Below are 19188 nucleotides of genomic sequence, written 5' to 3'. Positions count from 1 at the left end.
GCCACCGATCCCTCCAATGTCGCGCTGGCGGTGCCGGGCAATTATCCGGGCGGGGTGATGCAGCTCCTGACCGACATCGAGCAGATCAAGGTCGATCCCGACCAGCCCGCCAAGGTGGTGATCGACGAGAATTCCGGCGTGATCGTGATGGGCTCGGATGTGCGCATCTCCACCGTCGCCATCGCCCAGGGCAACCTGACCATCAAGGTCACCGAGACGCCGCAGGTCAGCCAGCCTTCGCCCTTCTCCAACACCGGCACCACCCAGGAAGTACCCCGCACCTCCATCCAGGTGGATGACAGCCGCGGCAACCGCATGGCGGTGATGCCGGACGGCGTCTCGCTGCAGCATCTGGTGGACGGGCTGAACGCGCTGGGGGTGGGACCGCGCGACATCATCTCCATCCTGCAGGCGATCAAGGCCGCCGGCGCGCTGCAAGCCGACCTGGTCATTCAATGAGACGGCAAGACAGCGTCGCGCAAGCTTGTGCGTGCAACGCTCGCGCAAGTGATTGACGAGAGAACGAATGCCGAGCTTTGCGACATGGTCCGGACTGGCGGCGGGGTGCGTTGCGCTGGCGGCCTTGGCGCCGGCCGCCGCGCAATCCGAGCCGACGCTGTCGAAGCCGCTGAACTTGAGCGAGTTCGCCAAAGCATCGGCGGCTAAATCGCAGGCCAAATCGCCGGCCAGATCGGCGGCGAAGCCGTCGTCGGCGCCGCGGCCGCTGCCGGACACCAATCACGCCGCGGCGGCGAAAACCGCCGCGCCGCTGCTCGCTCAGGCGAGCGCCAGCGCAGCCAAGGCCGCGCCGCCGCCGTCGCCCGGCGCAAGCGAAGCGGCGCCAGCGGCACCGCCGGAGTCCGACGCCGCGAAATTCTGCAGCAACATCGCCGACGCGGCGCTGGATGCCCGCGTCGCCTGGCAGCAGAAGGAATTGCAGGCGGCCGAGGACAAATTGCGCCAGCGCATCGCCGAACTCGAGGCCAAGCGCGCTGAGTATGAGCAATGGCTGAAGCTGCGCGAGGAGTTCTTGAAGAAGGCCGAGGACAGCGTGGTCGAAATCTATTCCCGGATGGAGCCGGAAGCCGCAGCATTGCAGATCGCCAGCATGGCCGACGACACCGCCGCCGCGGTGCTCGCCAAGCTGCGGGTGCGCAACGCCAGCGCGATCCTCAATGAGATGGAGCCGGCGCGCGGCGCCCGCCTCGCCGACACGCTGGCCGGCATGCGCCGCGCCGACGATGGGAATACCAGGAAATGAAGCTGATGCGATTGCCCGTTGCCCTGCTGGCGTGCCTCGCCGTGAGCGGCTGCGCCAACAATCTCGCCGAACTGGGCCAGGCCCCGGCGATGTCGCCGATCGGCCAGGGCCTGCACGCCGACGCCCGCGCGATTCCGATCGAGGCGCGCGGCCGATACGTCCAGAGCCGCTATTCGCTGTGGAACGAGCGCCGCGATCTGTACCGCGACCCGCGCGCCTCGCGGGTCGGCGATCTGTTGACCGTCACCATTTCGATGAACGACAAGGCGACGCTCGACAACAAGACCGATCGGTCGCGGGATTCCGAGACCAAATTCTCCGCCGATTATCTCGCCGAATTTCTGCCGTGGTCGAAGAAGGGCCAGGTCGACGCCAACGTCTCCTCGCAGACCTCGACCAAAGGCGCCGGCAAGATCGACCGCACCGAAGAGGTGAAGTTCTCGGTCGCGGCCGCGGTGGTCGACGTGCTGCCGAACGGCAACCTGCTGATCTCCGGCTCGCAGGAAGTCCGGGTGAATTACGAGATGCGGGTGCTGAACGTCGGCGGCATCGTCCGGCCGCTCGATATCACCCGCAACAACACCATCGCTTACGAGAAAGTGGCGGAGGCGCGAATTTCCTACGGCGGCCGCGGTCGCCTGATGGAGGTGCAGCAGCCGGCGTGGGGGCACCAGATCTACGACCAGGTGGTGCCGTTCTAGCACGACGGCCATGGCTTGAGTGGCGATCGGCGGATGAGAGAGACGTAGCGCAATGCAATGGCTGGCGGGTTTTCTGGTGCTCACGGCGGTGTCTGCCGCCGCCGGCGTGCTGTCCAGCCTTCATCTGCTGTCCACGGTGCAGCAGCACAGCGCGGACAGCCCGCCCCAGGTTGCCGCGCCGCCGGCGGTGCAGGCGTTCGGTCCGGGCGCGCGGCTGCGCAAGATCGCGCCGGTGGTGACCAATCTGGCGTCGCCGCCCGGCGCCTGGATTCGCGTCGAAGCCTCGGTGATCACCGATCAGGTCAATGAAGACGAGGCCAATGTGCTGGTGGCGCGGGTCGGCGAAGACGTCGTGGCCTATCTGCGCACGATCTCGCCGGCGCAGATCGAAGGCGCGCGTGGCCTGCAATATCTGCGCGAGGATCTCAACGAACGAGCCGCGATTCGCTCGAGCGGCAAGGTGCGCGAATTGATTATCGAAACGCTGGTCGTGCAATGAGCCGCGCCTTCGCTATGCTGCTTGGCGTTGCGGTCGCTGCGCTAGTGCCGGACGCGGCGTTCGCGCAGATGCCGGACCTGTCGACGCTGATTCCGCCGGGTGGCGGCAGCGCCAGCGGCCGCATCATCCAGATGGTGGCGCTGCTCACCGTGCTGTCGCTGGCGCCGGGCCTGTTGATCATGGTGACGAGCTTCACCCGCTTCGTCGTCGCGCTGTCGTTTCTGCGCACCGGGCTCGGATTGCAGACCACGCCGGCCAATATCGTGATGATCAGCCTGGCGCTGTTTCTCACCTTCTACGTGATGGCGCCGACCTTCGATCGGGCCTGGCGCGACGGCCTGCAGCCCTTGATGCAGAACGAGATCACCGAGAAGGAAGCCTATAGCCGCGTCACCGAGCCGTTCCGCGAATTCATGATGGCGCATGTCCGCGACAAGGACCTGCAGACCTTCGAAAATCTCGCCGCGGAGAGCCTGCGGATTCGGCCGGAGGGCGACAAGGTCGATCTGCGGGTGATTATTCCGGCCTTCATGGTGTCGGAACTGCGCCGCGCTTTCGAGATCGGATTTCTGATTGTGATGCCGTTCCTGGTGATCGACATGGTGGTCGCCACGCTGACCATGTCGATGGGCATGATGATGATGCCGCCCACCGTGTTCGCGCTGCCGTTCAAGGTGTTGTTCTTCGTGCTGATCGACGGCTGGAATCTGCTCGCGGTCGGGCTGGTGCGCTCCTATCTGTAGAGACGCTTTCGACCTCCGCTTGTGCGCCGCGCTGTTCAGCCTTGAGTAAGGTTTGCGCGCTAAGCTGTTGCCACGGCAGGTTGGGCGAATTCTGAAATTCGACTCCCAAAGGCATGACGCCGCCCTGCCGTACCGGTGAAAGCCCGGTATGTCCCCCCAAAATCGATTCATCAAATCAAGGGACATCCGATGTCGAGCCTCCTCACGAATACGTCCGCCATGACCGCACTGCAGACCCTGCGGACGGTCAACGACAGCCTTGCCACCACACAGAACCGCATCTCCACGGGCTATCGGGTCGCAACCGCGTCCGACAACTCCGCCTACTGGTCGATCGCCACCACGATGCGGTCCGACAACGAAGCGCTGTCGGCGGTGTCCGACGCCCTCGGTCTCGGTGCCGCGACCGTCGACACCATGTACACCGCGCTGACCTCCGTGGTCGGCGACAGCAAGAGTGGCCTCACCGCGATGAAGGCCAAGCTGGTGGCGGCCCGCGAACCCGGCGTCGATCGCGCCAAGGTGCAGGCGGAAATCTCCGCGATCCAGGACGACCTCGAGAACACCTCGGGTCTGGCGGTGTTCAACGGCGAAAACTGGCTGACGGTGGATTCCAGCGCCACCGGCTACAACGCCACCAAGTCGGTGGTGTCGTCGTTCACCCGCGTCGGCGGCACCGTCGCGATCAAGACCATCGACGTCGATATCGACAAGCTGAAGCTCTATGACGCGGCCGGCGGCACGCCGGCGGGCATCATGGACAAGTCGGTCACCGTCGGCACCACCAGCAGTTCGGTGGCGACGATCGACATCTCGACGCTGACCGATTCGGCGACCGACCTGCAGAAGCTCAACGACTACGTCGCCATCGTCGACCAGGCGCTCGGCAGCGTGACCCAGGCTTCCGCCGACCTCGGTGCGGTCAAGACCCGCATCGATTCCAACTCGAACTTCATCAAGTCGCTGCGCGACGCCATCGATCGCGGCGTCGGTCAGCTCGTCGACGCCGACATGAACGCGGAATCGACCCGTCTGCAGGCCCTGCAAGTGCAGCAACAGCTCGGCATCCAGGCGCTGTCGATCGCCAATTCGGGCAGCCAGAGCATCCTGTCGCTGTTCAAGTAATCCCCGCGCTCTCCTGATAGTGACGGCGGCCGCGACCGATCCGGTCGCGGCCGTTTCCTTGATATTAACTACGTAACCCTCGGACAAGCTTCGCAATCGACAATGGATTCGAAAGCACAGCAGAGGGTTCGATGGTCGATCGCGAATACGCGCAAAAGCTCTGGACGAATCTGCTCGAGCTCGGGCCGCGACGGCTCACGGTGCTGGCGCTGGTCGGGCTCGCGGTGTTCTTCGGCGTCGGCGGCGGCGCCTATTATCTCAGCCGGCCGGAATTCAACGTGCTCTATTCGGGCCTCAGCCGAGATGACATCACCCGGGTCAGCGCGGTTTTGCGCGACGCGAATGTGCCGTTCGATGTCAACGCCACCGGCGATACGATTCTGGTGCGTCCGGGCCAGGCCGCGCAGGCCCGCACTTTGCTCGCCGACAAGGGGCTGCCGAGCAGCACCAGCGGCGGCTACGAGCTGTTCGACAAGATCGGCTCTCTTGGCCTGACCTCGTTCATGCAGGAGGTGACGCGGGTCCGCGCGCTGGAGGGCGAGATCGCCCGCACCATCCAGGTGATCAAGGGGGTCAAGGCGGCGCGGGTTCACATCGTGATGCCGGCGCGCGGCTCGTTCCGGCGCGAGCAGGCGCCGCCGACCGCGTCGGTGGTGTTGCGCACCGACGGCCCCGCCGAGCCGCGCACCGCGCGCTCGGTGCGCCATCTGGTGGCGGCGGCGGTGCCCGGCATGACCCCGGACAAAGTCACGGTGCTGGACAGCGACGGCTCCTTGCTCGGCGCCGACGACGACGGCAGCGGCAGCGGCGCCACGCCGACCACCATGGCCAATCTGCAGCGCGTGGTCAGCCGGCTGATCCAGGAGAACGTCAGCAAGGCGCTGACGCCGTATCTCGGACTGGACAATTTCGAAGTCAGCGTCGCCACCCAGCTCTCCACCGACAAGCGGCAGACCAACGAGACGGTGTACGATCCGGAGTCGCGGGTGCAGCGCTCGGTGCGCGCGGTCCGCGAACGTGAATCCTCGCAGAGCCTGGACCGGCAGAGCCCGACTACGGTGCAGCAGAATCTGCCGGATCAGCAGCTCAACGCCAGCGGCGGCAAGAATTCCAACGACGAAAAACAGCGGCGCGAGGACGTCACCAATTACGAGGTCTCGTCGAAGACCACGACCACGGTGAGCGACGGCTACCTCGTCAACAAGATGTTCCTCGCCGTGCTGGTCAACCGGCCGCGGCTGATCGCCAGCCTTGGCGACAAGGTCAGCGAATCCGCGGTGGAGGCCAAGGTGGCCGAGATTTCCCAGCTCGCCGCCACCGCCGCCGGCCTCGATCGGCCGCGCGGCGATCAGATCCAGGTCTCCGCGGTGGAGTTCATCGAAGGCGCGCGCGATCTGGCGCCGGTCCCCGGCATCACCTTCACCGAGGTGCTGATGCGGCAGTCCGGCAATTTCGTCAGTGCCATCACCATCCTCGCGGTGGCCGGCATGCTGATCTGGTTCGGCTTGCGGCCGGCGATCAATGTGGTGCTGGCGAGCTCGAAGTCGAACGACGGCGCCGCGGTGCTGGCCGCCGACGCCGCCGCGCTGCTCGGCGGCGACGCCGTCGCGGCGGCCCAGCTCGGCCATGAGGCGATGCCAAATCTGGTGCAGGACATCTCGCGACGTGCCCAGCACGCGCCACAAAAGCGTTTGGAACAGATCGTCCAACTCGATGAGAAGCAGGCCGCGGCGATTCTAAAACAATGGATCCGGCAGGAGGAGCCCGCATGACCGCGGACATGGTGGCACGCTTGTTGACCGATTTCGATCGGCCGGAGCCTCCCCGAGGGCGCAGCCGGGTGGTGCCGTTCGACCACGCGCTGCACTCCAGCCCGAAGATGACGGCGAAGCCGGCGCCGCCGCCGCCAGAAGAAAATGCCTATCAGCGCGGCGTCGCCGACGGCTACGCCGCGGCGCTGGCCGAATATGAGCGCAAGCTTGATGCCGAAAAGGTCAAATTCGACGCCCGGCTGGAAGACGAGCGCGGCGCGCTGCTGAATGAGACCGCGGCCGGGCTGGCCGGCGAAATCCTCGAACTCGGCCACGCGTTCGAGGCCAGGATCGCCGGCGTCACCGCGCGCATCCTCGAGCCGCTGATCGTCGGCGCGGTGCAGAAGCAGGCGGTCGCCTCGTTCGTCGAGAAACTGTCGTCGGTGGCGTCCGACACCCTGCGCCCGGCGCTGCGCATCACCGCGCCGCCGGAATTGATCGAGCTTTTGCGCAGCAAGCTCGGCCCGCGGGCGATGTCGGTGGATCTGGTCGCCGGCCCGGTCGCCGAGGTGTCGATCATCGCCGACGAGGTGGTGCTGGAAACCCAGATCAAGGTCTGGGCCGACCGCTTGAAGTTCGCGGTTCTCGCCTGAGATGGCCGAACAGGAGCGACCCGAGCTGATCATCATCCGGCGCCGCAGTTCGCTCGACGCCGAAGAGAAGAGCGGTGTCTGGAAGATCGCCTACGCCGATTTCATGACCGCGATGATGGCGTTCTTTCTGGTGATGTGGCTGATCAACGCCACCAATCCGGAGACGCGCGAAAGCGTCGCGGCCTACTTCAACCCGATCAAGCTCACCGATTCCACGCCCGATCGCAAGGGCATCAACGATCCGAAGCGCGTCGATCCCGGCAAGGCCGACGACGGCGACAACGAGCGGCCGCAACCCGAGCCCGACAAGGCCGCGGAGCCGGCGCCGCGGCCGCAGCCGGCGCAAGCGCGCGACGAGGCCGCGCTGTTTCGCGATCCCTATGCGGTGCTGTCGGACATCGCCGGCGGCCCGCCGCGTCTCGCGCCGGGTGCCGGCACGCCGGACGCCGCGCGCAAGGACGGCATGAAGGGCGGCGAGGCCTACCGCGATCCGTTCGATCCGATCAGTTGGCCGATGGCGCAGACCTCGCCGCTCGACGACAAGGCGCTGGGCCGCAAGGAGGCCGGCAGCCTGCCATTCGACGACGCGGCCGCAGCGCTGATCGAAGGCCAGGGCCGGCGTCCCTCGCAGGGCAGGCCCGACGCCACCGTGGCGGCGGCGCCGGACGATGCGCCGGCCGGCGCCGCGCCGCCGTCGTCCGAACCGCGGCAGGACAAGCCGCGGCCGGTCGGCCTGTTCGCCGACGAGGCCACCAAGACCGGCGCACCCGGCAATCGCCTGGCCGCGGCGCGCGGCGATGCTGCGCCGGCGGCCAATGCCGCGGGCAAGTTGCAGGCGAGCATCAGCGCGGCGCTGGCGACGCTCGGCGCGGCGCGCCCGCAGGCCGAGGTGCGCGAAACCAGCGAGGGGCTGCTGATCAGCCTGACCGACGACGTCAATTACGGCATGTTCGCCACCGGATCGGCCGAGCCATCGCCCGGCCTGATTCGTGCGCTCGACAAGATCACGCCGCTGATCGCGCAGAACCGCGGCCAACTCATCGTGCGCGGCCACACCGACAACCGCGCCTATCGCTCGGCGGAGTACGACAATTGGCGGCTGTCCACCGCCCGCGCCCACATGGCCTATTACATGCTGATCCGCGGCGGGCTGGATGCCCGGCGCATCGAGCGCATCGAGGGCTACGCCGATCGCCGCCCGAAAGATCCGAACGATCCCTCGGCCGCGCCGAACCGCCGCATCGAACTCTTGATCCGCGCGCCGACGCCATGATCCATTTCGGCATCATCGCCCTCGCATGGCTGGCGCTGCTCGGCGCGGCGCGGGCCGAGGACAGCGAGGCCGCGACGCGCCAGCCCTATCAGCTGGTGCGTTCGCTGCAGGCGTTGCAGGACGATATCGCGCGCGGAAGTCTCGACGCGCATAACGCGCAACGCGATCTGCTGAAGCGGCTCGGCGAGCAGTTTCAGCAATCCGACCCGGAGCTGTGGAAGGATTCCCGCAATTCGCGCGCCGCGGTCACCTTCCTGCTGAGCGGCGGCGACCCCGAGGTGGTGCGCACGCTGCGCGCGCGCAACCTGCTGGCGCTCGACGAGGCGGTGGTCGACGGCGCGTTGGCCTATATCGAAGGCCGCCCCGACGAGGCCCGGGAACGGCTCGGTGCGGTGCGGGCGCGCAATCTGCCGGCGGCGCTCGGCGCCGAGATCGCGCTGGTGCAGTCGGCGCTGCTCGCCAAGAGCGACGTCAAGGCGACCATCGACCGGCTCGACGAGGTGCGGCTGCTGATGCCCGGCACCCTGGTCGAAGAGGCGGCGCTGCGCCGGGAAATCTTTCTGGTTGGGCAGGCCGATGATTTCGACAAATTCGAATTTCTGGCGACGCGCTATTTCCGTCGCTACCGGCATTCGATCTATGCCGGGAATTTCCGCCAGCGCTTTGCGCTGTCGGTGGCGCGCTTCAGCTTCGCGCAGCAGACTGCGCGGTTTCCGCGGCTGGTCGGCGTGCTGGATCATCTCGACGGCGCCAGCCAGCGCGCGCTCTATCTGTTGATCGCGCGCACCGCGCTGCTGCGCGGCAAGACCGAGATGACGGAGCTCGCCGCCGAGCGGGTGATGGCGCTGAGCGAGCAGGACAGCCCGACCCGCGCGCGGGCGGAGCTGTATCGCGCGGCGGCGCGCCTGGTCACCAACGGCCATCAGCAGGCGCTGCAGGATCTGCAGCAGATCGACGCCGGCCGGTTGCCCGAGCAGGATTCCGAGCTGCTGGCGGCGGCGCTCAAGCTCGGCCGCGACGTGCGCAAGGCGCTGCCGGCGGTGACGGCGAAGGTCGAGATCAATGACGGCGTGCCCACCGCGATGCGGCCGCGGATCGACTTCAGCGCCTCGCTCGGCGCGATCGACCGCGCGCAGCGGCTGCTCGAGGAGTCGGACGCGCAACTCAAGGAGCGAAATCGATGACCAAGGCCGACCCGCTGCTGGCGGCGTTTCGTCAACTCGCCGTCGCCAAATCCGCCGCAAAGGGCAGCGCCGCGACCGCCGCGGCCGCGAAGGATCGGCCGGACAAGATCGAGCGCTTCCGCGACCAGCTCAAGGTGATCGCGCAAGCCGCAAAGCCCGGCGCCAAGCCGGCGACCGACGGCGGCAAGACCGACGAGGGCCGCGACGCCGCGACGCCCCACGTCGAGGTCGCGGCGCGCGGCGCCGAGATCGCCGACGAGGACGAGGTGAGCAGCCGGCGCCGCGCCGGCAAATCGACCGAACGCTCGACCCAGCACGCCGCGGCCGAGGCCGCCGCCTCGGCGTCGCAATGGCGCAACCCGGACAGCGCGCTGAGCCTGATGATCGCGCAGTTCGACCAGGCCCACAGCCCGCCCAGCGCCGAGGCCGACGCCACCGCGCCGCCGGCGCATCCACGCGTCGAGCCGCGCGACGCGGATCTGACGCCCGTCGATCTGACGCGCGCCGTCGACGCCGCGAGTTCGGCGGACCGCGCCGAGCCTCGGGTCACGCTATCGATCGATTCGGCGGAGACCCGGACGCTGCCGCCGGTCAAGGTCGCGGTGCGCGACCAGGAGACCCATTTCGAGCCGGTGCAACAACTCACCCAGTTGCAGAAGATCGTCGACCGCATGAGCGCGGAGCTGCCGGCGGCCGCGACGCCCGCGGTCGGCGCCAGTGCCGACGTCGCGCCGTCGGGCCTCACCAGGGCGACCGAGGGGCCGGTCAAGAGTCTGACGCTGCAACTCGATCCGCCGGACCTCGGCGCGGTGACGGTGAAGATGCGACTTGCCGGCGACGCGGTCGAAATCCGTCTCAGCGCGGAGCGCGCCGACACCGCGCAGCTGCTGCGCCACGAGCGCGGCGCGCTGACCGATCTGATGCAATCCGCCGGCTACAAATTCGACATCGCCGCGATCGATCACAGCCAGCCGGGCGATGCCAATGCCGGCTCCGGCCAGCAGCAGCCGCAATCCGATCAGCGGTCCTCGCAGCAGCCGCAGGGCGGGGCGCAGATCAATTTCGCGGAGCAGGGACGGCAATCCAGCGATGCCCAGGCCGGCTCGCGTCACAACAGGCAGCAGCATGAGCACTTCACCGCGCCGGCAGACCGCCCGCAGGATAACGACGTCGTTCGCGACCGCGCTGACGGCGCTGTCTATCTGTAGCCTGGCCGGCGGCGCCAGCGCCGGCGGCGCCTGCGAGCGCGAGATGGCGCTGGCGGCGCGACGCCACGGCGTGCCGCTCGGCGTGTTGTATTCGGTGGGCCTCAGCGAGACCGGGCGCAGCGGCGTGCTCAATCCCTATGCGCTCAACATCGACGGCAAGACCGTGCTCGCCGCCGATCTGCGCCACGCCGTCGGCGCATTCGCCGATGCCAAACGCAGCGGCGCAAAATTAGTCGATCTCGGCTGCATGCAGATCAACCATCGCTACCACGCCGACAAATTCGCCAGCATCGAGGCGATGTTCGATCCGGCGCACAATGTCGACTACGCGGCGCGGTTTCTCAAGGAGTTGCGGGCGCGCGAAGGCAATTGGACGATGGCGGTCGCGCGCTACAACGCCGGACCCGGCAACAAACCCGCACAGCAGCGCTACGTCTGCGGCGTGATCGGCAGCCTGGTGGCGAGCGGCTTCGGCTCCTGGACCAGCCGGGCACGCGCGTTCTGCGCCGATCGCGCCGAACTGCGATGAGCGCGTAGTGCCGTGATCAGCCCCACGCAAGCGATCTGGACTCTAATGACAAACAGACAGAATGGAGAGCATCGATGAGTCTGTATGGCGTCATGCGCACCGGCGGCTCCGGAATGACCGCACAGTCGAACAAGCTGTCGGCGGTGGCCGACAACATCGCCAATGTCAACACCACCGGCTATAAGCGCGCCTCCACGGAATTCTCCTCGCTGATCTTGAAGAGCGGGTCCGGCAGCTATAATTCCGGCAGCGTCGAGACCCAGGTGCGCTATGCGATCTCCGATCCCGGCACGCTGCAATACACCACCTCGGCGACCGATCTGGCGATCCAGGGCAACGGCTTCTTCGCGGTGAGCGATGCCAACGGCACGCCGTTCCTGACCCGCGCCGGCTCGTTCGTGCCGGATGGTCAGGGCAATCTGTATAATGCGGCGGGCTACTATCTGATGGGCTACAATCTCAAGAACGGCCCGCCCAACGTCGTCGCCAACGGCTTGACCGGCCTTGAGGTCGTCAACATCGGGCAGACCGCGCTGGAAGGCAACCCGTCGACGCAGGCCACCGCGTCGGCCAATCTCGACGCCAACGCCGCCATCACCACTGGCGCGCCGAACTACACCTCGAAGACCTCGCTGATCACTTACGACAATATCGGCAACAAGGTGACGCTCGACATCTACGCCTATAAGACCGCGGCGAACACCTGGAACATGGAGGTCTACGACAGCACCGCCGCCTATCCCGGCACGCCACTGGCGACGAATACCTTCAGCTTCGACGTCAGCGCCACCGGCAAGGGCAAGCTCGCCGCCACCAGTCCGACCTCGCTGTCGCTGACCATCCCGAACGGCTCGCCGTTCAAGCTCGATCTGTCGGCGATGACCCAGGTCGCCGACGAATTCCAGTTCAAGGCCACCACCGACGGCAATTCGCCGAGCTCGATCGACAAGGTGGAGGTCGACACCGACGGCACCATGTACGCGATCTACGACGACGGCACCCGGCTTGCGACCTACAAGATTCCGCTGGCCACGGTGCCGAGTCCGGACAATCTGGTGCCCGAGGTCGGCAACGTCTACTCGGTCGGCATCGACTCCGGCAACGTGCAGGTCGACTTCGCCGGGCACAGCGGGCTCGGCATCGTCAAGTCGGAAGCGCTGGAAGCCTCCAACGTCGACCTCGCCAACGAACTCACCGCGATGATCGAATCGCAGCGCGGCTACACTGCGAATTCCAAGGTGTTCCAGACCGGCGCGGATCTGCTCGACGTGCTGGTCAATCTGAAGCGCTAGCCGCGATCCGGTCAACACACAGGCAGCCCCATGACACTCACCGTCGCGCTCAATTCGGCCCGCTCCTCGCTCATGGCGGCGGGCACCCAGGCCGCCGCGGTCTCGCGCAACATCGCCGGCGCCACCCAGGATGGCTATTCGCGCAAGAACGTGCTGCTGGCGACGATGCCGGGCAACGGCGTGTTCGTCGAAGGCATCCAGCGCGCCACCAGCACCGGACTGTTCAACAACGTGCTGAAGGCGGCGTCGACCTCGGCCAAGCAGGACAGCATCTATAACGGCCTGCAGAAGATCTCCGCGACCACCATCGACGATCCGGAACTCGATCAATCGCCCGCCGCGCAGCTCGCCAAGCTGCGCACCGCGTTGCAGCAGAGCGCGACGGCGCCGGACAACGTCACGCTGGCGCAGGCCGCGGTGACCGCGGCGAAGGCGGTGGCGGCCTCGCTCAACGACGCCACCAGCACGGTGCAGGGGGTGCGGCTCGACGCCGATGCCGATCTGGCGAGTTCGGTCGCCAACATCAATCAGCTGCTGGCGCAATTCGAAACCGTCAACACCGCGATCGTCAAGGGCACCATCGCCGGATCGGATACCACCGACTATCTCGACCTGCGCGACGGCATCCTGTCGAAACTGTCGCAGGAGGTCGGCATCACCGTCTCCACCCGCGCCAACAACGACATGGTGATCTACACCGACTCCGGCGTCACCATGTTCGAGAAATCCGCGCGCACGGTCTCCTTCGACCAGACCTTCGGCTTCTCGCCGTCAACCACCGGCAACGCGGTGTATATCGACGGCGTGCCGGTGATCGGCGCCTCCGCGGTGATGCCGGTGCAATCCGGCAAGATCGCAGGGCTCGCCGCGCTGCGCGACGACACCACGGTGTCGTATCAGAACCAGCTCGACGAGATCGCGCGCGGCCTGGTCGAGAGCTTCGCCGAGAGCGATCAGACGGGCGCGTCGCTGCCTGACGTTCCCGGGCTGTTCACCTATGCGGGCGCCCCGGCGATCCCGGCCTCCGGCGTGATCTCGGTCGGGCTCGCCGGCAGCATCAGCGTCGCCGCCTCGGTCGATCAGAGCGTCGGCGGCGATCCGACGCTGCTGCGCGACGGCGGCATCTCCGGCAACGCCGCCTACACCTACAACACCGACGGCAATGCCGGCTATTTCGATCGGCTGCAGCAACTGGCCGATGGCTTGACCGAAAGCCGCGCCTTCGATCCGGCCGCGCTGGCCAATCCCAATGGCGGGCTGATCGACTTTGCCGGCTCCTCGGTGAGCTGGCTGGAATCGCAGCGCAGCAGCGCCAGCGACGAATCGACCTACAGCCAGACGCTGCTGGAGCGCAGCGCCGACGCGCTCAGCAACGTCAACGGCGTCAATATGGACGACGAAATGACGTTCATGATGCAGGTCGAGCGTACCTATTCGGCGTCGTCGAAGCTGATCTCGGCGGTCGACCAGATGTTGCAAGATCTGCTGGATTCTGTGGGGTAACGGACATGGCGACGACTTTCATTTCGACGAATTCGATCTCCACCACATTGCGGATCTCCGCGATGAAGAGCCAGGCGGCGCTGTCGCGGGCGACCCAGGAGGCGACCACCGGGCGCAACGCCGATGTCGGCCTCAGCCTCGGGGCCTTGACCGGCCGCGACGTGGTGCTGCGCTCCGAGTTGCTCAATGTCGACAAGCTGGTCGACACCAACGGGCTGGTCGCCGGGCGGCTCGACACCGCGCAGCAGCGGGTCGACGAACTGATCGACGCCGCCAAGTCGTTTCAGAAGGATCTGTTGGCGGCCCGCAATTCGGCCGACGGCGGCAGCATCATCGCGCAGTCCGCTGGCGCCAACCTGCAGGGCCTGATCTCGACGCTGAACGTCACCATGGACGGCCAATATCTGTTCGGCGGCATCAACACCGCGACCACGCCGATGGCGGACTACGCCGCGGGGTCCTCCAGCAAGACCGCGATCGACGCGGCGTTTGCGACGACCTTCGGCTTTGCGCAGAATTCCGCCTCGGTTTCGGGGATCGGCGCGACCGACATGCAGAGCTTTCTCGATACGCAATTCAGCGCGGAATTTGCTGACCCGGCGTGGGGCGCCAATTGGTCGACCGCCACCGACCAGGTGATGCGCAGCCGGATTTCGACCACCCAGACCATCGACTCCTCGGCGAGCGCCAACGAGCCGGCGTTCCGCAAGCTGGCGAAGGCCTACACCATGCTCAGCGATCTCGGCACGCAGAACCTCAACCCGGCGGCGTTTCAGACCGTGGTCGACGCCGCGATCGGCGAGATCGGCGAGGCGATCAACGACCTCGCCAATGTCGGGGCCAAAATCGGAACCGCGCAGGAGCAGACCAGCGGCGCCACCGACCGGCTCAAGGTGCAGGGCGATCTGATCACCGACCAGATCGACGCGATGGAGAAGGTTGACCCGACCGAAGCCTCGGTGCGCGTCACCAACCTCAACAACCAGCTCGAGATGTCGCTGGCGCTGACCTCGCGCATTCAGCAGCTCAGCATCCTCAATTACATCTGATCGGAAGCGCACTGATGACGCAGTCGGCTGTTCATTGATATGACCCTTTCCAGCTACGACACCATGATCGAAGACAGCGGGCAGGAGGCGCGGGCCCGCGAGAAACTGGCGCTGAGCCACGGCGTTGAGCTTCTGACGCGGTTGCAAGGTGGCGAGCTGCGACCGCCCGACGACATCGAGGCGCTGCTCTACATCCGCAGGCTGTGGACGTTCTTCATCCAGGACCTGTCGAGTTCGCGGAACGGGCTGCCGGAGAAATTGCGCGCCGACCTGATCTCGATCGGACTGTGGATCATCAAGGAGGCGGACCGCATCCGCCAGGACAAGGCCTCCGACCTCGGCGAGTTGATCGCCATCAACACCGTGATCCGAGACGCGCTGGCATGAAAAAGCCGATGTGTATCTCGTTGCGCGGCGGCGAGCGGATCTATGTCAATGGCGCGGTGCTGCGGGTCGACCGCAAGGTGACGCTGGAACTGGTCAACGACGTGGCGTTTCTGCTGGAAGGCCAGGTGATGCAGGTGGCGGAGGCGACGACGCCGCTGCGGCAATTGTACTTCGTGGTGCAACTGATGCTGATGAGCCCGCACGACGTCGAGGACGCCAAGGCGGTGTACCGGCAGCAACGCTGCGCGCTGGTCGCGGTCAGCGAGAACGCCGAAATTCTGCGCGGCCTGGAGGCGCTGGAGGATCTGGTCGAGGCCAGGCGCTATTACGATGCGTTGCGAAAGCTGCGAACGCTGTTCGAGGTCGAGCGGGCCATCCTGACCAGCCACGATGTTTTGCCCCTGGCCGAGACGGCCTGATGCGAGGAGGATGACATGGTTGTCGATGGTGTAAACACGACGCAGTCGACGTCGTCGACGACGAGCGACAGTTCGTCGTCGGCGGCGGCCACGGTCGGCTATAATGATTTCCTGCAGCTTTTGATCGCGCAGATGCGCAACCAGGACCCGACCAGCCCGACCGACATGTCGCAATATATGAGCCAGTTCGCGCAACTGTCGTCGGTCGAGCAGGCGATCCAGACCAACACCAAGCTGGACACGCTGTTGTCGACCAGCGCGTTGTCGCAGGCCGAGGGCCTGATCGGCCGCACCGCCTCGTTCACCAGCGAGGATGGCGAGAGTTCGACCGGCAAGATCACCGCGGTGCACATCATTCAGGGCGGCGCGGTGGCGACGCTGGACAACGGCGTCCAGGTCCAGCTCGGCCCGGGCATCACCATCAGCTGAGCGATGAACGAACGCGACGCCCTCGACATCGTCCAGCAGGCGATCTGGACCATCATTGTGGTGTCCGGGCCGGCGGTGGGCGCGGCGATGGCGGTCGGCGTTGCCATCGCGCTACTGCAGGCGCTGACCCAGGTGCAGGAGATGACGCTGACCTTCATTCCCAAGATCGTGGTGATGCTGGTCGTGGTCGCGGTCTCCGGCTCGTTCATGGGCGCGCATATCTACGCCTTCACCGAGCTGTTGTATTCGCGGATCGAGCACGGATTCTGAAGCGCGGGTGGCGACGCCACCTTCACGCAAGCTCGCTGCCGCAAGCTGCCGGCATGTCTCGATCACAGGATTCCTCATGACCGATGTAATGGTGCCGGCGCTGCCGGTGGAGCGTCGGATCGGCACCGATGTGGCTTTCGCGGTCGGCATCGCCGCCATTTTGACGATGCTTGTGCTGCCGGTCCCGACGCTGCTGATCGACGTTGGCCTGGCGTTTTCCATCGCGCTGTCGGCGTTGATCCTGATGGTGGCGCTGTGGATCCAGCGGCCGTTGGATTTCTCGGCGTTTCCCACCGTGCTACTGATCGCCACGATTCTGCGGCTCGCGCTCAACGTGGCGACGACGCGGGTGATTCTGTCGCATGGCGGCGAGGGCGAGAACGCCGCCGGCTACGTGGTGGCGGGGTTTTCCAAATTCGTGATGGGCGGCGATTTCGTCATCGGCCTGATCATCTTCGCCATCCTGGTCACGGTGAATTTCGTGGTGATCACCAAGGGCGCGACGCGGATCGCCGAAGTCGGCGCGCGCTTCACGCTCGACGCCATTCCCGGCAAACAGATGGCGATCGACGCCGATCTGTCTGCCGGGCTGATCGACGACAAGGAGGCGCAACGCCGCCGCCGCGAACTCGAGGAGGAGAGCGCGTTCTTCGGCGCGATGGACGGCGCCTCGAAATTCGTGCGCGGCGACGCTATCGCCGGCCTGATCATCACCGCGATCAATATTTTCGGCGGCATCGTCATCGGCGTCACCCATCATGGTCTGCCGCTGGCGCAGGCCGCCGACGTCTTCACCAAGCTGTCGGTGGGCGACGGGCTGGTGTCGCAGATCCCGGCGCTGATCGTCTCGCTGTCGGCAGGCCTCTTGGTGTCGAAGGGCGGCACAAGGGGCTCCGCCGAACAGATGGTGCTGCGCCAGCTCGGCAGCTATCCGCGCGCGCAATCCGTGGCGGCGCTGATGATGGTGGCGCTCGGCATGATGCCGGGGCTGCCGCTGTTGCCGTTCGCCTTTCTCGGTGGGGTGATGGCGTTCATGAGCTACGCGCTGCCGCGGCGGCGGGCGGCGGAGCAGCAGCAGGAGCAGGCCCGCGTGACCCAGGATCAGCAGCGCGCGCAGGCGGAATCCAAGGACTCGATCAAGGAATGCCTGAAGGGCGCCGACGTCGAGCTTTGCGTCGGCAGCCAGCTCGCGGTGCAGATGCTCAACGCGCATGGCGAATTGGCGCATCGGGTCGGCAAGATCCGCCGCCGCTTCGCCACGCAATACGGCTTCGTGATTCCGGAAATCAAGCTGACCGACGATCTGTCGATCGGGCCGAAGAGCTACCGCATCAAGATCTACGGCACCGTGGTGGCGCAGCACGATTTGCGGATCGGCGAAGTGCTGGTTTTGTTCGACGGCGATCGCCGGCCGGACGTGCCGGGCGACGAGACCATCGAGCCCGCCTTCGGCATGAAGGCGATGTGGATTCCGGATACCTTCCTCGATCAGGTCAAGCAGGACGGCTTCAAGGTCGCCGACAACATTTCGGTGCTGCTGACGCATCTCAGCGAGGTGATCCGCAGCAATCTGGCGCAGCTATTGTCCTACAAGGACACCCGCGCGCTGCTGGACCGGCTCGATCCGGAATACAAGCGACTGATCGAGGACATCTGCCCGTCGCAGATTTCCTATTCCGGGCTGCAGGCGGTGCTCAAGCTGCTGCTCGCCGAGCGGATTTCGATCCGCAATCTGCATCTCATTCTCGAGGCGGTGGCGGAGATCGCGCCGCACGTCCGGCGCTCCGAGCAGATCGCCGAACACGTCCGGATGCGCATCGCGCAGCAGATCTGCGGCGACTGTTCCGACAACGGGGTGTTGAAGGTGTTGCGGCTCGGCAATCGCTGGGATCTTGCCTTCCATCAAAGCCTGAAACGCGACGGCAAGGGCGAGATCGTCGAATTCGACGCCGATCCCCGGCTGGTCGAGCAGTTCGCCGGCGACGTCTCGGTCGCGGTCCGCAAGGCCACCGGGCAGGGCGAGAACGTGGTGCTGGTGGCGCCGCCGGAGGTGCGGCCCTATGTCCGCATGATCACCGAGCGCATGTTCCCGACCTTGCCGATCCTGTCGCATGTCGAGATCGCGCGCGGCGTCGAGGTGATGTCGCTCGGAGCCATCTCGTGATCGCGCCGGCCGCGACCACGGTGTTGGCGGTGTTCCTGGTTTTCTGCCGCGTCGGCACCTGCATGATGGTGGCGCCGGGCTATTCGCGCTCCAACATTCCGCTGCAGGTCCGGCTGTTCCTGGCGCTCAGCGTCACGCTGATGTTGTCGCCGTTGCTGGAGGCCACGGTGCGGCCGGCGCTGGACGGCGCCGCCGCCCCGGCGATCCTCGGCCTGATTTGGTCGGAGCTCGTCATCGGGCTGATGATCGGCCTCTCCGCGCGGGTGTTCTTCGCAGCACTGGAGACGATGGCCACCTTCATCGCGTCGGGGATCGGGCTCAATCTCGCCGGCACCGTCGACGACGGCGAGCACGTGCCGGCGCTGGTGCCGCTGATCACGGTGTCGGCGACGGTGCTGTTCTTCATGACCGATCAGCATTGGGAGCTGCTGCGCGGCCTGCTCGGCTCGTATCGGATCTGGCTGCCGGCTGTGGGCGTCAGCGCCGGCGACGGCCTCGGCCAGTTGGTCGATCATCTGTCGCAGGCGTTCACGCTGGCGCTGCGGGTCGCAAGCCCCTTCGTGATCTATTCGATCATCGTCAATCTGGCGATCGGGCTCGCCAACAAGCTGACCCCGAGCATTCCGGTGTATTTCATCTCGCTGCCCTTCGTGCTGTTCGGCGGGTTGCTGCTGCTGTATCTGACCAGCCGCGAAATGGTGCTGCAGTTCTCCATCGCCTTCGCGGCCTGGCTCGCGGGGTGAGGCGC

21 protein-coding genes are annotated in these 19188 nt (G+C 66.3%); all 21 read left to right on the top strand.

Annotation, left to right across the window (positions count from 1 at the left end):
* Nucleotides 1-459, top strand: a 459-nt coding sequence (locus VGC77_RS20865; protein WP_331173473.1) for a flagellar basal body P-ring protein FlgI, incomplete at its 5' end; no start/stop codon positions are given.
* A 67-nt stretch (nucleotides 460-526) separates the two neighbouring features.
* Nucleotides 527-1261, top strand: coding sequence for a MotE family protein (locus tag VGC77_RS20860; protein ID WP_331173472.1), 735 nt, complete (start codon nucleotides 527-529; stop codon nucleotides 1259-1261).
* 5 nt (nucleotides 1262-1266) lie between these two features.
* A complete protein-coding gene (gene flgH, locus VGC77_RS20855; protein ID WP_331173471.1) occupies nucleotides 1267-1962 on the top strand; it encodes a flagellar basal body L-ring protein FlgH in 696 nt (231 codons plus the stop codon).
* 52 nt (nucleotides 1963-2014) lie between these two features.
* Nucleotides 2015-2461, top strand: a complete 447-nt coding sequence (locus VGC77_RS20850) for a flagellar basal body-associated FliL family protein (protein ID WP_331173470.1) — start codon at nucleotides 2015-2017, stop codon at nucleotides 2459-2461.
* Nucleotides 2462-2475: 14 nt separating this feature from the next.
* Complete coding sequence (gene fliP, locus VGC77_RS20845; protein ID WP_414709705.1) at nucleotides 2476-3204, top strand: flagellar type III secretion system pore protein FliP; 729 nt, start codon at nucleotides 2476-2478, stop codon at nucleotides 3202-3204.
* Nucleotides 3205-3393: 189 nt separating this feature from the next.
* Entirely contained in the window at nucleotides 3394-4329 is a 936-nt protein-coding gene (locus VGC77_RS20840) for a flagellin (protein WP_331173468.1), read from the top strand.
* Nucleotides 4330-4460: 131 nt separating this feature from the next.
* Nucleotides 4461-6101: a flagellar basal-body MS-ring/collar protein FliF gene (gene fliF / locus VGC77_RS20835; RefSeq protein WP_331173467.1), complete on the top strand. Its 1641-nt coding sequence runs from the start codon at nucleotides 4461-4463 to the stop codon at nucleotides 6099-6101.
* Nucleotides 6098-6733 carry a hypothetical protein gene (locus VGC77_RS20830; RefSeq protein ID WP_331173466.1) on the top strand — a complete coding sequence of 212 codons (636 nt, stop codon included), beginning with the start codon at nucleotides 6098-6100 and terminating at the stop codon, nucleotides 6731-6733. The genes fliF and VGC77_RS20830 overlap by 4 nt, the downstream gene beginning before the upstream one ends.
* 1 nt (nucleotide 6734) lies before the next feature.
* Nucleotides 6735-8006, top strand: a complete 1272-nt coding sequence (locus VGC77_RS20825) for a MotB family protein (protein WP_331173465.1) — start codon at nucleotides 6735-6737, stop codon at nucleotides 8004-8006.
* On the top strand, nucleotides 8003-9190 hold the full coding sequence (locus tag VGC77_RS20820) for a chemotaxis protein (protein ID WP_331173464.1): 1188 nt from the start codon (nucleotides 8003-8005) through the stop codon (nucleotides 9188-9190). The genes VGC77_RS20825 and VGC77_RS20820 overlap by 4 nt, the downstream gene beginning before the upstream one ends.
* On the top strand, nucleotides 9187-10398 hold the full coding sequence (locus tag VGC77_RS20815; RefSeq protein ID WP_331173463.1) for a flagellar hook-length control protein FliK: 1212 nt from the start codon (nucleotides 9187-9189) through the stop codon (nucleotides 10396-10398). The genes VGC77_RS20820 and VGC77_RS20815 overlap by 4 nt, the downstream gene beginning before the upstream one ends.
* Entirely contained in the window at nucleotides 10316-10927 is a 612-nt protein-coding gene (locus VGC77_RS20810; RefSeq protein WP_414709704.1) for a transglycosylase SLT domain-containing protein, read from the top strand. Before VGC77_RS20815 ends, VGC77_RS20810 begins: the two co-directional genes overlap by 83 nt.
* A gap of 74 nt (nucleotides 10928-11001) precedes the next feature.
* Nucleotides 11002-12219, top strand: a complete 1218-nt coding sequence (locus tag VGC77_RS20805; RefSeq protein ID WP_331173462.1) for a flagellar hook protein FlgE — start codon at nucleotides 11002-11004, stop codon at nucleotides 12217-12219.
* A gap of 30 nt (nucleotides 12220-12249) precedes the next feature.
* Entirely contained in the window at nucleotides 12250-13722 is a 1473-nt protein-coding gene (gene flgK / locus VGC77_RS20800) for a flagellar hook-associated protein FlgK (protein ID WP_331173461.1), read from the top strand.
* A gap of 5 nt (nucleotides 13723-13727) precedes the next feature.
* Nucleotides 13728-14771, top strand: a complete 1044-nt coding sequence (locus VGC77_RS20795) for a flagellar hook-associated family protein (RefSeq protein WP_331173460.1) — start codon at nucleotides 13728-13730, stop codon at nucleotides 14769-14771.
* A gap of 39 nt (nucleotides 14772-14810) precedes the next feature.
* Nucleotides 14811-15158, top strand: a complete 348-nt coding sequence (flaF, locus tag VGC77_RS20790; RefSeq protein ID WP_331173459.1) for a flagellar biosynthesis regulator FlaF — start codon at nucleotides 14811-14813, stop codon at nucleotides 15156-15158.
* An 8-nt stretch (nucleotides 15159-15166) separates the two neighbouring features.
* Nucleotides 15167-15577, top strand: coding sequence for a flagellar biosynthesis repressor FlbT (flbT, locus tag VGC77_RS20785; protein ID WP_331173458.1), 411 nt, complete (start codon nucleotides 15167-15169; stop codon nucleotides 15575-15577).
* A gap of 15 nt (nucleotides 15578-15592) precedes the next feature.
* Nucleotides 15593-16006: a flagellar hook assembly protein FlgD gene (gene flgD, locus VGC77_RS20780; protein ID WP_331173457.1), complete on the top strand. Its 414-nt coding sequence runs from the start codon at nucleotides 15593-15595 to the stop codon at nucleotides 16004-16006.
* Nucleotides 16007-16009: 3 nt separating this feature from the next.
* Nucleotides 16010-16276 carry a flagellar biosynthesis protein FliQ gene (fliQ, locus tag VGC77_RS20775; protein ID WP_331173456.1) on the top strand — a complete coding sequence of 89 codons (267 nt, stop codon included), beginning with the start codon at nucleotides 16010-16012 and terminating at the stop codon, nucleotides 16274-16276.
* Between the two features lie 76 nt (nucleotides 16277-16352).
* Nucleotides 16353-18440 (top strand): flagellar biosynthesis protein FlhA, encoded by a 2088-nt coding sequence (flhA, locus tag VGC77_RS20770; RefSeq protein WP_331173455.1) that lies wholly within the window; start codon nucleotides 16353-16355, stop codon nucleotides 18438-18440.
* Nucleotides 18437-19183 carry a flagellar biosynthesis protein FliR gene (gene fliR / locus VGC77_RS20765; RefSeq protein ID WP_331173454.1) on the top strand — a complete coding sequence of 249 codons (747 nt, stop codon included), beginning with the start codon at nucleotides 18437-18439 and terminating at the stop codon, nucleotides 19181-19183. The genes flhA and fliR overlap by 4 nt, the downstream gene beginning before the upstream one ends.
* The last annotated feature ends 5 nt before the right edge of the window (nucleotides 19184-19188 follow it).

This window comes from Rhodopseudomonas sp. (assembly GCF_036404135.1).
Classification (GTDB): domain Bacteria; phylum Pseudomonadota; class Alphaproteobacteria; order Rhizobiales; family Xanthobacteraceae; genus Rhodopseudomonas_A.
Note: the sequence above shows the minus strand (reverse complement) of the source record. Positions and strands in the feature narration are given on the sequence as shown.

What these genes read in the sequence shown, in the direction of transcription:
- VGC77_RS20805 (WP_331173462.1), top strand. Translation starts at nt 11,002, where the DNA reads ATGAGTCTGTATGGCGTCATGCGCACCGGCGGCTCCGGAATGACCGCA.
- fliP (WP_414709705.1), top strand. Translation starts at nt 2,476, where the DNA reads ATGCTGCTTGGCGTTGCGGTCGCTGCGCTAGTGCCGGACGCGGCGTTC.
- flgD (WP_331173457.1), top strand. Translation starts at nt 15,593, where the DNA reads ATGGTTGTCGATGGTGTAAACACGACGCAGTCGACGTCGTCGACGACG.
- flbT (WP_331173458.1), top strand. Translation starts at nt 15,167, where the DNA reads ATGTGTATCTCGTTGCGCGGCGGCGAGCGGATCTATGTCAATGGCGCG.
- fliQ (WP_331173456.1), top strand. Translation starts at nt 16,010, where the DNA reads ATGAACGAACGCGACGCCCTCGACATCGTCCAGCAGGCGATCTGGACC.
- flhA (WP_331173455.1), top strand. Translation starts at nt 16,353, where the DNA reads ATGACCGATGTAATGGTGCCGGCGCTGCCGGTGGAGCGTCGGATCGGC.
- VGC77_RS20840 (WP_331173468.1), top strand. Translation starts at nt 3,394, where the DNA reads ATGTCGAGCCTCCTCACGAATACGTCCGCCATGACCGCACTGCAGACC.
- flgK (WP_331173461.1), top strand. Translation starts at nt 12,250, where the DNA reads ATGACACTCACCGTCGCGCTCAATTCGGCCCGCTCCTCGCTCATGGCG.
- VGC77_RS20850 (WP_331173470.1), top strand. Translation starts at nt 2,015, where the DNA reads ATGCAATGGCTGGCGGGTTTTCTGGTGCTCACGGCGGTGTCTGCCGCC.
- VGC77_RS20825 (WP_331173465.1), top strand. Translation starts at nt 6,735, where the DNA reads ATGGCCGAACAGGAGCGACCCGAGCTGATCATCATCCGGCGCCGCAGT.
- VGC77_RS20815 (WP_331173463.1), top strand. Translation starts at nt 9,187, where the DNA reads ATGACCAAGGCCGACCCGCTGCTGGCGGCGTTTCGTCAACTCGCCGTC.
- VGC77_RS20820 (WP_331173464.1), top strand. Translation starts at nt 8,003, where the DNA reads ATGATCCATTTCGGCATCATCGCCCTCGCATGGCTGGCGCTGCTCGGC.
- VGC77_RS20830 (WP_331173466.1), top strand. Translation starts at nt 6,098, where the DNA reads ATGACCGCGGACATGGTGGCACGCTTGTTGACCGATTTCGATCGGCCG.
- flgH (WP_331173471.1), top strand. Translation starts at nt 1,267, where the DNA reads ATGCGATTGCCCGTTGCCCTGCTGGCGTGCCTCGCCGTGAGCGGCTGC.
- VGC77_RS20810 (WP_414709704.1), top strand. Translation starts at nt 10,316, where the DNA reads ATGAGCACTTCACCGCGCCGGCAGACCGCCCGCAGGATAACGACGTCG.
- VGC77_RS20860 (WP_331173472.1), top strand. Translation starts at nt 527, where the DNA reads ATGCCGAGCTTTGCGACATGGTCCGGACTGGCGGCGGGGTGCGTTGCG.
- flaF (WP_331173459.1), top strand. Translation starts at nt 14,811, where the DNA reads ATGACCCTTTCCAGCTACGACACCATGATCGAAGACAGCGGGCAGGAG.
- VGC77_RS20795 (WP_331173460.1), top strand. Translation starts at nt 13,728, where the DNA reads ATGGCGACGACTTTCATTTCGACGAATTCGATCTCCACCACATTGCGG.
- fliF (WP_331173467.1), top strand. Translation starts at nt 4,461, where the DNA reads ATGGTCGATCGCGAATACGCGCAAAAGCTCTGGACGAATCTGCTCGAG.